Annotated in this window: 9 protein-coding genes; 5 read left to right on the plus strand and 4 right to left on the minus strand. The window is 37.4% G+C overall.

The genetic code is table 11. From position 1 onward, the window contains the following. Positions 1–85 precede the first annotated feature (85 nt). Positions 86–1,486 (plus strand): c-type cytochrome domain-containing protein, encoded by a 1,401-nt coding sequence (locus B154_RS0114600; RefSeq protein WP_018614998.1) that lies wholly within the window; start codon positions 86–88, stop codon positions 1,484–1,486. Between the two features lie 73 nt (positions 1,487–1,559). On the opposite strand, the gene B154_RS0114605 is transcribed toward B154_RS0114600, so the two are convergent. From B154_RS0114605 to B154_RS0114615, 3 genes are all read right to left on the minus strand, one after another. Beyond that, positions 1,560–2,582: a LacI family DNA-binding transcriptional regulator gene (locus B154_RS0114605; RefSeq protein ID WP_018614999.1), complete on the minus strand. Its 1,023-nt coding sequence runs from the start codon at positions 2,580–2,582 to the stop codon at positions 1,560–1,562. 106 nt (positions 2,583–2,688) lie between these two features. After that, a complete protein-coding gene (locus B154_RS0114610; RefSeq protein ID WP_018615000.1) occupies positions 2,689–3,963 on the minus strand; it encodes an ABC transporter permease in 1,275 nt (424 codons plus the stop codon). A 185-nt stretch (positions 3,964–4,148) separates the two neighbouring features. After that, positions 4,149–5,357 carry a bifunctional 3,4-dihydroxy-2-butanone-4-phosphate synthase/GTP cyclohydrolase II gene (locus B154_RS0114615; RefSeq protein ID WP_018615001.1) on the minus strand — a complete coding sequence of 403 codons (1,209 nt, stop codon included), beginning with the start codon at positions 5,355–5,357 and terminating at the stop codon, positions 4,149–4,151. A gap of 304 nt (positions 5,358–5,661) precedes the next feature. On the opposite strand from B154_RS0114615, the gene B154_RS0114620 reads away from it, so the two are divergent. Beyond that, positions 5,662–8,946: a TonB-dependent receptor gene (locus B154_RS0114620; RefSeq protein ID WP_018615002.1), complete on the plus strand. Its 3,285-nt coding sequence runs from the start codon at positions 5,662–5,664 to the stop codon at positions 8,944–8,946. A gap of 86 nt (positions 8,947–9,032) precedes the next feature. Here B154_RS0114620 and B154_RS0114625 read toward each other — a convergent pair whose 3' ends face one another. After that, the gene (locus tag B154_RS0114625) at positions 9,033–9,872 is read right to left on the minus strand and encodes an alpha/beta hydrolase (protein WP_018615003.1); all 840 of its coding nucleotides are present in this window, start codon (positions 9,870–9,872) and stop codon (positions 9,033–9,035) included. A 257-nt stretch (positions 9,873–10,129) separates the two neighbouring features. Between B154_RS0114625 and B154_RS0114630 the strand changes: the two genes are divergently transcribed. The 3 genes from B154_RS0114630 to B154_RS0114645 all read left to right on the plus strand — a co-directional run bounded on the left by B154_RS0114630 (position 10,130) and on the right by B154_RS0114645 (position 13,835). Beyond that, positions 10,130–11,083 (plus strand): ATP-grasp domain-containing protein, encoded by a 954-nt coding sequence (locus B154_RS0114630; RefSeq protein WP_018615004.1) that lies wholly within the window; start codon positions 10,130–10,132, stop codon positions 11,081–11,083. 174 nt (positions 11,084–11,257) lie between these two features. Beyond that, complete coding sequence (locus B154_RS0114640) at positions 11,258–12,367, plus strand: carboxylate-amine ligase (RefSeq protein ID WP_026260200.1); 1,110 nt, start codon at positions 11,258–11,260, stop codon at positions 12,365–12,367. 166 nt (positions 12,368–12,533) lie between these two features. Next, positions 12,534–13,835 (plus strand): hemolysin family protein, encoded by a 1,302-nt coding sequence (locus tag B154_RS0114645; RefSeq protein ID WP_018615007.1) that lies wholly within the window; start codon positions 12,534–12,536, stop codon positions 13,833–13,835. Positions 13,836–14,062: the final 227 nt, after the last annotated feature.

Consider the following 14,062-nt stretch of genomic DNA (forward strand, 5'->3'; position numbering starts at 1 on the left):
GGTGAGACTACTATATTAGTAGCTTCATAATCACTTTATTTAAAAATATTACTATAGCCAGTAGCTTTTACAAGACTTTTCATACATGATAGAACTGATAGGCCACTTTCATCCTTTACTTGTGCATTTACCCCTTGGTATTTTAATGGTTGCTTTACTGCTTCAATGGCTAGCAGGCAAAGAAAAATATGCATCGGTTAAGGAGGCAGTGCCTGTAGTTTTATTGTGGGGCTCGATAACCGCACTTCTTTCCTGCATAACAGGCTATTTTTTAAGTATAAGTGACGATTATGACAAATCATTAGTAAACTGGCACATGTGGATGGCCATAGCAGTTGTACTTACCTCTGCAATATTATATGCAAAAGAAAAAAATCCTGCATTTGAGGTTCCTAAAAGATTACTGTCATTGGGGCTTTTAGGGTTGCTCCTGGTAACGGGCCACCTGGGAGGCTCATTAACACATGGCTCTGATTATCTTACCAAACCATTTTTGAGAATTCTGGGTGATGACACTACTGCAAACACAGCTATCAAACCACTTCCAAACGTGCAGGAAGCACTGGCTTACAATGATGTAGTAAAACCAATTTTGCAAACCAAATGTTACTCGTGCCACAACTCCAACAAACAAAAGGGCCGTCTTAGAATGGATGATATTAAGCTACTGATGAAAGGAGGTAAAAATGGTAAAATAATTGATTTGAACAATGCTGATTCAAGCGAAATGATAAAACGCATGCTATTGCCTGTGGATGACGAGCACCATATGCCGCCAAAAGAAAAACCGCAGCCAACAGAAAACCAGGTTGCGCTGCTTCACTGGTGGATAAGCAATCAGGCAGACTTTACTAAAAAAGTAAAGGAGCTTAATCAAACTGTAAAAATAAAGCCAATACTGCTTGCACTGGAAAGTCCCGTGATCATTAAAAAAGAATCAACCGATATACCTGTAGCAGCCGTTGAAAAAGCAGATAATAAAGTAATTGAACAGCTGACACAAAAAGGCTTTTTGGTTTTACCAGTGACTCAAAACAGCAATTATCTTATGGCGTCTTTCGAAGAAGATACTGTGGTGAGTAAAGAAGATATGCAGTTATTACAAAAATTAAAAAAGCAATTGATTTGGCTAAAAATTAATACTACTATTCAAAAAGAGGCGCTTCTGCAACTTCCTCAGTTGACTAACATTATAAAACTAAATCTCTCAAAAACAAATATTACCGATAAAGAAGCAGCCGCTTTACAGTCTCTGGATAGCCTTCATTATTTAAACATGGTAGGCACAAAAGTTACTGCTGAGGGTATAATGCCACTAAAGAAATTGAAGTCTCTTCATTCTTTATTTTTATATGAAACTAATATTTCGAGGGACGATTTTAAAAAACTAAAGCTCTCTTTTGTTAAAACACAAATCGATTCGGGCAATTATTTTGTTCCTACCCTTGTGACGGATACAACAATTGTAAAGGAGAAAAAGAAATAACCGGAGAGGAAATACTACGCTAGATTATTCTGCAGAGAGATGAGTATGAATAATAGAGTTGTTGTATGCTATGTCAGTTTTTATTTGCAGATGTCGACTTGCGTATTATGAATTCAGGCTCAAGATTTACTTCACTTATCGGCAAGCGCTTTTCAATATGTTCTAATAAAATTTTTGTTGCTAATTGTCCCATTTGTTCTAATGGTTGTTTTATATGAGTGACAGGGGAATAAAACAGATCAGCGGCATCTGATTCATCAAATGATATCAGGGCTAAATCATCGGGAACTTTAAGGGGAAGATTGACGATGTATTTTAGCCCATAAATGGACAGGTAGTTTGAAGCAAATAAGATGACTTCCACAGGCTCCTGCAATCCTGTTAATTCATCAATCGCCTTTTCTACTGCTTCCTTTGAGCTGTTTATGCCTACTTCTTTTATCCATGTTTGCATAACTGTTACATTGTTTTCCTCAATAGCCGCTGCATAGCCCCGTTTGCGTTCCTGGAAATGAAAAAGGGAACTTTTAAAAGTGATAAGACCGATTCGTTTATAACCTTTGTCAATAACATGTTTTACTAAAGTATATGCAGCTTTATAATTATCTATTGCTACATAATTTGCTTTTATTTCAGGAAAATAACGGTCAATAAGTACAAAAGGAATTTCGTTTTCCTGTAGAAAAATTAATTGAGATAATGAGTCTTCTGCAGGTGCCAGAATGAAACCGTCAACCTGGTGATTAAGCAGGATATTCGTTAATTTCAATGATTTTTCTGCATTTTCGTCTGAACTGCCAAAGATGACAGTATAATTATATTTTTCTGCTTCGTCTTCTATAATTCGTGCCAGGCTTGACCAAAAAGTATTTGAAATATCTGCTACTATCAGTCCAATTATAAAAGTCCTATTCGTCTTCAGGCTTCTAGCAATCTGGTTTGTTCTGTAGTTTAATTCTTTTGCAGCATCTTTTATTTTTTCAGTAACTTCTTTGCCTATTCTGCCTATATTTTTATTATTTAAAACATAAGAAACAAGGGCGGTTGAAACTCCCACTTTTTGAGCAATATCTTTCAGAGAAACTTTTTTCTTCATAATACAACAACCAGGTTTAAATGGGAAGAATAGAAAAAGCAAATGTAACTCCAGTATCTTATGTCACACCTATTAAATACCGCTTCTGCAAGAGGAGTATTTTGGGTCATTCATATCGCAGAGCGACGATGGGATCTAGTTTAGACGCTTTGATAGCGGGCCACAAACCGGCGGTAAGTCCAACGATACTACAAATAATTATTCCGGTAAAAACCCAGCCCCATGGCACGACGAAGCCAGTCCCTAATACCATTGAGAAGACATTCCCCACCAAGACACCGAGCACAATTCCAAAAATGGCTCCTAACAAGCTTATTATGATAGATTCAAATAAAAACTGATTGCGTATACTACTCCTGGTGCCTCCCAGTGCCTTGATTAAACCAACCTCTTTTGTTCTTTCAGTTACTGCTACCAGCATTATATTCATCAATCCGATTGCGGCACCTATAAGTGTTATTAAGCCAATAGCGCCTGCAGAACCCGATATGCTTCCCAACAGGCCAATCATTGTTTCGGCCACTGCATCACTTTTGTCAATATAAAAATTATCATTATCTTTTATATCCATTCTGCGTATTGCTCTGAAAGTACCGGTAGCCTCACCAATTGCCGGGTCAAGTTGCGTAACATCATTTACCATAACATTAATTGTATAAGAAACAGCGGCATTTGGCAAACGACGAACATTGTTATAACTGGTTATCGCCACTTTATCCATTCGCATAAATACACTTGTGCCTTTTGGATTAAGCAAGCCAATTACCCGGTAAGGGATATTGGCAATTCTTATTATTTTGTCTACCGAGCTTTCAGGATTTTTAGGGAACAGCTTTTTTGCAATATCGCTTCCTAGCAGGCAAACATTTCGGCCAGTTTCTACATCGAGTTTACTGAAGTTTCTTCCTGAGTGCAAAGAATAGCCGTTGATTAATAAAAAGTTTTCGTCACCTCCATTAACCTGCACTTCAGGATTTGTTTCCTTGTTTCCGTACTTAGCAATCAAAGACCTCGGGCCACCCAACTGGATGCCGACATAGGATGGAAACCGGTAATTTTGCTTAAATAATTTTGCCTGGGTATAAGTTATCGGTTGACCTGCGTTAGAATTTTTATCCCTCCTTGCACCTCTTTTAACCTGCGATACCCGACTGCTTCCCGGTCCTATACGTATATTTCTTTCTTTATATCGAATGGTAAATGCATTCGCACCTAAAGTTGAAAAGCTTTCTTTCAGGCTCTGATTCATAGCCTGTATTGCAGTGATAATACCAATCAATGCCATTATGCCAAAAGCAATAATTGCAACAGTAATACCGGTGCGCAATTTATTACTGCGAACAGTACGGGAGGCCAGCGCGAAAATATCAGCGTATTTCATGCGCATTGTAACAAAAATTGGAAGTAAGCAATTTGAAAGATTTGAAAATGACGCCTTTTAAAATTATTAAATGCCAGGGTTGACTGCAGGATTTGCAATCAAAAAAGGAACTTTATGATCAATACAAAAGATCTTTCACCTCATTTCCCTTAGTTCAAATAATCATATGCATTTTATAAAGCCAATTATAATATATCATTCAAAATCTCGTGACCCATTTTATCGCGTTTGGTTTGGAGGTACTTCTCATTGTGCGGGTTTGACTTGACTTCAATAGGGATAATATCAACTATTTCTAAACCATATCCTTTCAACCCTGCTCGTTTTTTCGGATTGTTGCTCATCAATCTTAACCTGGTAACTTCAAGGTGTCTCAAAATCTGGGCACCCACTCCATAATCTCTTTCATCTGTTCCAAACCCAAGATGTATGTTGGCCTGCACAGTGTCCATCCCTTGTTCCTGCAGTTTATATGCTTTCAATTTATTTACAAGGCCTATTCCCCTTCCTTCCTGGTTCATATATAAAATGATCCCCTTACCCTCCTGCTCTACCATTTGCATCGCTTTGTGCAATTGTTCCCCACAATCACATCTCAGGCTTCCTAAAATATCGCCGGTGAAGCAACTGCTATGTACGCGTGTGAGTACTGGCTCACCTTTTTGCCATTCTCCTTTTATTAATGCAAGATGTTCTCTTCCCGTACTTTTTTCTTTAAAAGCCACCAGTTTAAAATTTCCATATTTCGTGGGCATTTCAACCCTGACGATCTCTTCAATCAAAGAATCCCTTTTAAGCCTGTACTCAATTAAATCTTTTATTGAAATAATTTTTAAATTAAACTTTTGCGCTATCTCCTGCAACTGCGGCAGTCTTGCCATGGTTCCGTCCTCACTCATAATTTCTACCAATACTCCTGCAGGCTCAAACCCGGCCAGCCGTGCTAAATCAATAGCAGCCTCGGTGTGGCCTGTCCTCCTTAGTACGCCACCTTTTTTTGCCCGTAACGGAAAAATATGTCCTGGCCGTCCTAAATCTGCCGGCATTGTATTACGATCTATTAATGCGAGTATTGTTTTCGCCCTGTCATGGGCAGATATACCGGTAGTACAACCATGACCTAATAAGTCAACAGAAACAGTAAAAGGGGTTTCGTGTAAAGAAGTGTTGCTATTAACCATAAGATCGAGTGCCAGTTCATCGCAACGGTCTTCTACAAGAGGAGCACAAATTAATCCACGACCCTCTTTGCTCATAAAATTTATAACTTCGGGCGTCACCATTCTTGCTGCGATTATAAAATCACCTTCATTCTCCCTATCCTCATCATCAACTACAATGACCATTTTTCCTGCCTGTATATCTTCAATAGCACTTTCAATAGAATCTAACATAAATCGCATTTTTACAAAATTACAATCAAAGAGTGTAAACCTTTCAAATATAACAAAATCAATCGTAAAGTTTAAATGTCAACGATTAAACATAACGGCGGTGTATACTACAATATAACGGTCTATCATACAAAGTACAGTTTACTAGGTGCAGTAATAATTTTAAATAAATACGTATTAAAATAATACAGCATAATATTTAATGAAACAAATTTTGTGCATCGTTGTTAATATTTAATTAATATCGGCAAATCGGTGATAAAAGAATAAAACGTTTCTTTGCCTTTCAAACAAAAATGCACTTATGTTTAAAAATTACATTTATTTTTTATTAATATTTTTTATACCCTTCGTCGTAATGGCACAGGAAACTACATCTGAAATTGTAGGAACAGTTTCAGATGGAAAAACGCCATTGGTAGGAGCTACAGTAAGTGTGCTTAATATTCCGACGGGCACCCAATCTACAACTACGACACGTAAAGAAGGCCGTTATAATTTGCCTAATCTACGGGTAGGCGGACCTTATTCTATTACAGTTAGTTATGTGGGGTATGAGCAATCAAAACGGGATAGTGTTTTCTTGCTATTGGGACAGGAATATAAAGCAGATTTTAATCTCACCGCTTCATCGGCAGCACTGCAAAATGTAATAGTTACATCTGTGAGGCAAGACAGAGTTTTTAATACAAGTCATACAGGTAGCCAGGAAATAATTGGACGCAACCAAATTGAAAGGTTGCCGACCATTAACCGTAGTTTACAGGATTTTACAAGACTTACTCCTTCCGCAAATGGCTTAAGTATCGGTGGACGCAGCAATTTGTATAATAATGTAACCGTTGATGGTGCAAACTTTAATAACGCCTTTGGACTTTCTTCTACATTAGGCGGCCAAACCAGTTCGCAACCTATTAGTCTTGACGCGATAGAGCAGATACAGGTAAACGTCTCTCCTTACGATGTGAGGCAAGGAGGATTTTCAGGAGCAGGTATTAATTCTGTTACAAGAAGCGGCTCTAATACTTTTAAAGGCTCTGTTTATACTTATATAAGAACACCGGACCTGCAGGGTTATAACGTAAGAGAAAACAAAATACCTAAGCCAAGCTTTGATTATAACTTACGCGGAGCTTCTGTTGGAGGACCTATTATTGCAAATAAGTTATTTTTCTTTATAAGCGGTGAACAGGAAAGAATAAGCCAGCCGGCTACTACCCTTGTTGCAGCTAAGCCTGGTCAAACCGGAGTGCCGGGAGTTGTTTCACAAGCTGTTGCTGACACTTTAGATGCGCTAAAGAATTTTTTGATGTCAAAATATAATTACAATCCCGGAGAGTACCAGGGTTATAATTACAGAACGCACAGTGATAAATTAACGGTACGGCTAGATTGGAATATAGACAAAGCCAATACACTTACATTGAAATACAATTACCTGAAATCATTCAGAGACATCGCTGCAAGTAATAGTGGTGCTCCTAACGGAAACAGGCAACCAGGTAATAATGGATTGCCTTTCAGCGGAAGTGGTTACACCATTAATAATAATTTCAACATTTTTATTGCAGAATTAAATACCAGGATCAGTAATAAGTTATCTAATAAGTTACAGGCAGGATACTCTGCATTACGTGACTTCAGAGCTTCTCTAGCAGGCTCAGATTTTCCTTTGGTAGATATTTTAAATCCAGTAGGGCAAACTTATACTTCCTTTGGTTATGAGCCGTTCACTTACAACAACTTGTTATATTCTGATATTTACCAGGTATCAGACATATTAACGTACTATGCAGGCCGGCATGAAATAACAGCAGGCACTCAGAATTATATTAAGAAATTTGAAAACGGTTTTGCACCTAATTACGAAGGCGCCTATATATTTAATAGTCTTTCAGACTTTTACAACAGCGCAACCAACGGTGCTCACACTGCCAAAAATTACGCTTTGCAATATTCATTGACTAAAGATGGCTCTTTTCCTTATGCTAATATAGGCTCTACCGAGATAGGATTTTTTCTGCAGGACAAATGGAGGGTTAAGAATAATCTTACTATTACTTATGGGCTTCGCACAGATGCTCCGATATTCAAGAATCAGTTTACGTCGAATCCGTTTGTTCCATCCTTAACCTTTAGAGACGGCCAGCATTATGATGTAGGTCAAAAGCCTTCTACAAATCCACTGATATCGCCAAGAGTGGGATTTAACTGGGACGTATTTAATAATCAGAAAACGCAAATACGCGGAGGAATAGGTTCATTCTCAGGCCCACCACCATTTGTATATATCAGCAACCAGGCAAGTAACAATGGAGTGCAATTCGGCTCATTTTCAAGAACTGTAAATCCTGCTGACAGTTTGCCTTATGTTTTCAGTCCTGATATAAACACTTACAGGCAAGGCACAACAGGAAAAGCAAATACTTCTTACAACCTTGTATTCACGGATAAAAATTTTAAGTATCCCCAGGTTTTAAAAACAAGTATAGGTGTAGATCAAAAACTTCCCGGTGGCGTTATTGCAACTGTTGAATTTACTTACAACAAAGACCTTTATGCTATCAATTTTGAAAATGTAAACCTGCCTTCAACAGGTACCCCTTTAGCAGGGCTTGATAACAGGATTCGGTATTCATCAACAAAAATTTATTCCGGTACGCCTGTCGCAACAGAAACTAATCCTAATATCACCAATGCAATATTGATGAAAAATTATTCTAAAGGATATTCTACTGTTGCAACAATTCAATTACAGAAAAACTTCCGCAACTTGTATGCTAGTGTATCTTATACATATAGTAAAAGCAAGAGTATAAACGATGGAGGCTCTATTGCTGCCAGCACATGGAGAGACAGGCCTGTTTCGAATGATCCAAATGCCCCTGAGCTGGGTTATTCAAATTTTTACCAGCCTCATCGTGTTATTGCCCAGGCTTATTATCGCAAAGAATATGGAGATCACTATGCAACATCAGTGGGTTTGGTTTTTGAGGCTGCGCCAAGCGGTGTCGGTTCATATACCTATGCAGGTGATGTAAATAATGATGGTACAGGTGGAAATAATGATCTTATCTACATTCCCAGAACACAGGCTGATATAGTTCTTGTACCTGTTAATACAGGTGGAGGCACTGTAACCGATACCCGGACACCCAATGAAATGTGGAACGAGTTAAATAGCTTCATTGACCAGGATCGTTACATGAAGTCTCATAGAGGACAGGTAGCCGAACGGAATGCTGCAGTTTTGCCTTTCTTTAAACACCTTGATGCTAACATAACACAAGATTTTTATTTAAAAACAGGCAAAAGCAAGCATACGTTACGATTGACCTTTGACATGATTAATATTGGGAACTTCGTAAATAAAAATTGGGGGATTGCTAAAAATTTCAGTTCTACTTCATTTCTTAAATATGAAGGTTTAGTAACCGACCCAGCTGACGCAAACTTTGGAAAGCCCCGTTATTCATTTCTTTACCAGGATGCTGCGAACAAAATTCCTTTTACAAACAGTTACCAGGATAATACAAGTATTTTTTCTCGCTGGCAGGGCCAGTTTGGAATAAGATATTTGTTTAACTAAATACTATTACTACACAGAAAAGCTGCGTTTTTAAAATAATAACGCAGCTTTTTTGTATTTGTATTTTTGCAAAATCAAAAGTTGAATTATTCCGTATTTCCCCATCCCCACTGTAAAAAAGCAGGGAAAGCTCTTTTCCATGTTTCTACGTTATGTCTACCATCTTCTAGCTCCAAATAAAAAATCTGTTCATCAGTATAGCCTAAATCTTTTAAGGCACTAATAAGGTCGGTTGTGTCTTCTATTGAGTCAATAATTCCATTATTGTTGCGATCAGCAGTTTCATCCAGTCTTCCACATTCAAAAAAGAATCGTAAGCCGGGTTTAAAAATTCCTTTCTTAACCTGCAAATGCATGAGCCGATCCTTTTCATCATTATAACCTTCATCTTCGTACCCTTTTCTTCTCCACCATAATGAACCACTAAAAACACCTGCTTTTACAAATTCGGCAGCATGATTCCAAACAAGATCAAGTGCACTTAAGCCCCCAAGAGAAAAACCGGCAAATGATTTCTCTTTGAACGAGGAAATAACGAATTCTGATTTTATAGAGGGCAACAATTCATCAAAGATAAACTTACCATAAAGGCCGGCCTTTACACCCCTGCCTTTGTAATCAACACTGCAGATCGTTCCGTATTCATTCATTCTGTCAATACCACAATGTATCCCCACACATAAAACCGGTCTAATACTTTTAGACATGAGCAACGAGTCTATAAGTGAAGTAAAGTTCATAGTACGCAGATCTTGCCCATCATTAATAAGCAATAATTCGATTTCTTCTGCAGTGCCAAGTAAACTTATGGGCAGATATATATCGACAATAACATCTCTCTCTAAATAATCAGAATAAATTCTTCTTTGTTCAACACATCGGATGCCACCAGTTTTTTCGTTTAAAACAACCTCATCTTCCAACATAAATCTTTAATATAATATTCCTAAATCTACATTTTTGCAATAAATGAGCCCCTTTTATAATTCTTTAAGTATATTCGAGAAATACAAAGATGAGGAACGAATGTATCACTTTACATACTCATTTTTACAGTCCGCTATCCTAATTAACTAAAAACGAATTAGCTGGCAATACTTTTGTTCTTGAGTGTCACTTGTATATGGCAGTGCTACCGGAAGCCCTATAAAAAAGGCTTTTAACATGAAAACAGTTAATTGTTATGAAAAAAATTGGAATTCTTTTTGGAAAAGAGAGAAGCTTCCCCATGGCTTTTATTGATAGAGTTAACAGCAAAAAATTTGACGGAATATCTGCTGAACCAGTCTATATAGATAAAGTAATGCAGGGAGAACCAGCAGGTTATGCAGTTATCATCGATCGCATCAGCCAGGATGTACCTTTTTACAGAGCCTATCTTAAAAATGCGGCTTTAAGTGGAACTGCTGTTATCAATAATCCTTTTTGGTGGAGTGCAGATGAAAAGTTTTTTAATAACTGTCTTGCGACCAAAATAGGAGTTCCTGTGCCTAAAACAGTTATTTTACCTTCATATAAATTGCCGTTAGACACTTCAAATGAATCTTTCAGCAACCTTGCCTACCCCTTAGACTGGGAAGGAATTTTTGACTATATCGGTTTTCCTGCTTATATGAAACCATTTGCTGGTGGAGGTTGGAAAAGCGTGTATAAGGTTGAGAATGTAGACGATTTTCTGGTAAAACATCATCAGACTGAAGAACTGGTTATGATGCTGCAGGAAGAAATTATATTTGAAGAATATTACCGGTGCTACTGTATTGGCGGAAAATACGTGCGCATTATGCCTTACGAACCCCGCAATCCTTTTCACTCACGGTATGTCGCCAATTTTTATCCTACTGAAGAAAAGCTTAAAGAAATGGAAGATATTGTTCTTCTCTTAAATAAATATCTTGGATATGATTTTAATACGGTAGAATTAGCGGTAAGAAATGGAATTCCATACGCAATTGACTTTTGTAATCCTGCACCAGACGCTGATATAAATAGTGTAGGCCAGGAAAATTTCGATTGGGTAGTAGAAACAGCCGCAACCTATGCAATAGAAAAAGCACTTTCCTATCAACCTGGAAAAGATAATCTTACATGGGGAGAATATGTAAAAAGAAGCAGTTCAAATGTAAATTTGGTTTAACAACAAAATTCTAATGTTTTCTATTGGTAATTATTTTATTCAAAGTTTTAATATTTCTGCAAAAAAAGTAATAAGAGTCAGCCGTGGTAATACCGATGCAATATTTCAATTTAAAGAATTTCTCACACACAATATCAGCGGGCTGAACAAATTTCTAAAATATAATCTACTTGTATGGGGCCTGCGAATTATAAACATTTTACGCTTGGGATAGAGGAAGAATATATGGTAATGGACCCGCAAACGCGCGAATTAAAAAGCCACGAACAAAGAATTGTAATTGAAGGTCAGAAAGTAATCAGAGATAAAGTAAAGGCCGAAATGCACCAGGCGGTAGTAGAAGTAGGAACGGACATTTGCCCCGATATTGATACTGCATACAGGGATGTTGCAACGCTTAGAAATACAATTGCAAAAATAGCAGGAGATATGGGGTTGTGGTTGGGAGCTGCCGGTACACATCCTTTTAGCCATTGGGAAAGACAGTTGATAACCGATCATGCCCGCTACAATGATATTGTTAACGAACTTCAGGAAGCTGCAAGAAGTAACCTTATATTTGGTCTTCATGTACATGTAGGAATGGAAAGCAGGGAGATGGCCATACATATTGCGAACTCTGCCCGTTATTTTTTGCCACATGTATACGCCCTCAGTACTAATTCACCGTTTTGGGAAGGCAGGTTTACGGGTTATAAATCTTACCGTACCAAAGTATTCGATAAATTTCCCCGTACCGGAATTCCCGATTTTTTTGAAAGTATCGAAGCATATGACAATTATATTAAGCTACTCGTAAAAACCAACTGCATAGACAATGCTAAAAAAATCTGGTGGGATCTGCGCGTTCATCCATTTTTTAACACTGTTGAATTTAGAATCTGTGATGTGCCAATGACGATTGACGAAACAATTGCAATAGCAGCTCTGTTCCAGGCTATTTGTGCAAAATTGTATAAACTTCGAACAAAAAATCTGAACTTTATTATGTACCAGCGCCTGCTGATAAACGAAAATAAATGGCGCGCAGGCAGGTACGGAATTGACGGAACAATGATTGACTTTGGTAAAGAGTCAGAAGTAAATACAAGAGTTTTAATTTATGAATTACTGGAATTTGTAGACGATGTTGTAGATATTCTTGGTAGCCGACATGCCATTTCTTTTGTACACAAAATACTTGAAAACGGAACTGGCGCTGACAGGCAGCTAGCAGTATTTAAAGAGACAAATAGCTTGGTATCAGTTGCAGACTACATACACGATAGCTTTTTACAAACGTGAAATATTGAAATAACTATTTGAAAATAAAAAAGAGCGAGTATCATAACTGCGATAAAAGGCAAAAAATGTTAAGGTTTATGCATATATAACATTCTGTATACGAATTGCTTTTTATATACTTTTCAAAACAAATTCATTTGCAATAGCTTTGCAGCAAGAAAGTAAGATGACTGAAATATTAATAATTTTTGGATTAATTGTAATAAACGGGCTTTTTGCAATGGCAGAGATAGCTTTAGTATCTGCCCGTAAGACAAGGCTTGAGCTACAAGCGAACAAGGGAGATGAGCAGGCAAAAAGAGCCTTAGAACTTGCAAACCATCCTGACACTTTTCTATCAACCGTACAGATAGGAATAACTCTTATAGGAATCCTGACCGGTATTTTCTCAGGTGAAAACCTCAAAGGATCTGTTAATGATTTTTTTAAACAGTATCCTTTACTGGCTCCGTACAGCGGGCCTATTGCTACTGCAGTGGTAGTAATATTGCTAACCTATTTTTCTTTGGTAATTGGTGAACTGGTACCGAAAAAAATCGGGCTTTCAAAACCTGAATCGATAGCCAAACTGGTAGCAGCGCCAATGAGAGTTATTACTTTTATTACCTATCCTTTTATTTGGCTGTTGACAAGAAGCGCAAACGCGCTGGTAAAAATTTTCAAAATTAAACCACATGAAAGTTCAGTGACAGAAGAGGAAATAAAAGCCATTATAAACGAAGGAACGGAAACCGGTGCAATAGAAGAAAAGGAACAGGAAATTATCGAAAGAGTGTTCCATCTCGGTGATCGGAATATTACTTCACTTATGACACACAGGAGCGACATTGTATGGATGGAAGTAAATGCCAAGGTTGCAGATATTAAACAAAAAATGAATGAGGTGGTTCATACCAGTTATCCGCTTTGTGAAGGAGTTATCGACAACATAAAGGGGATAGTTTCAATAAAAGATATTTTGCTCGCAAGTGATGATACCTTATTAAGAAATCTTATGAAACCCGGCCTATATGTTCCCGAAAACAATTCGGTGTACCAGGTATTGGAAAAATTTAAACAGTACAGTGCCAATAGCTGTTTTATAGTAGATGAGTATGGAAGCCTCGAAGGTATGATGACTCTTAACGACATTCTCGAAGCAATTGTAGGGGACATTGGTCCTGTGGATGAGGACGATTATGAAATATTGGAAAGAGAAGACGGAACATATCTTATTGATGGACAAATTCCTTTTTATGATTTTTTAAGCAGGTTTGAAAAAACGGAATTTATGAATGAAGGTGAACAGGAGTTTAATACTCTTGCTGGTTTTATTCTGCACCAGTTAAAGACCATTCCTAAAACAGGCGATACACTGAACTGGAAGGGTTTCGACTTTGAAATAATTGATATGGATGGAAACCGCATCGATAAAGTTTTAATAACTCTTTCGGAAGAAATAAAGACAGAACTGCAGGAAAACAGTTAAAATAGTTCCTTCTGCGTTTAAATTATTAAAACCGGTATAATAATTTCAGAGACATCGCTCCAAAATGTTAACGCAATAAAGAGTCCTTAATGAACGAATTTTACAAACTGTTCAATTTCCGGCAATGTGAGAATAACCTTCACCAGCCTTTTCTTAAGTAACATTACAGGCTTTTTGACGGAAGAATTTAAAAAAAGCTTTCAAAACCTTGCCCGTGTCTTCAACAA

Source organism: Segetibacter koreensis DSM 18137 (assembly GCF_000374045.1).
GTDB classification, from domain to species: Bacteria; Bacteroidota; Bacteroidia; order Chitinophagales; family Chitinophagaceae; genus Segetibacter; species Segetibacter koreensis.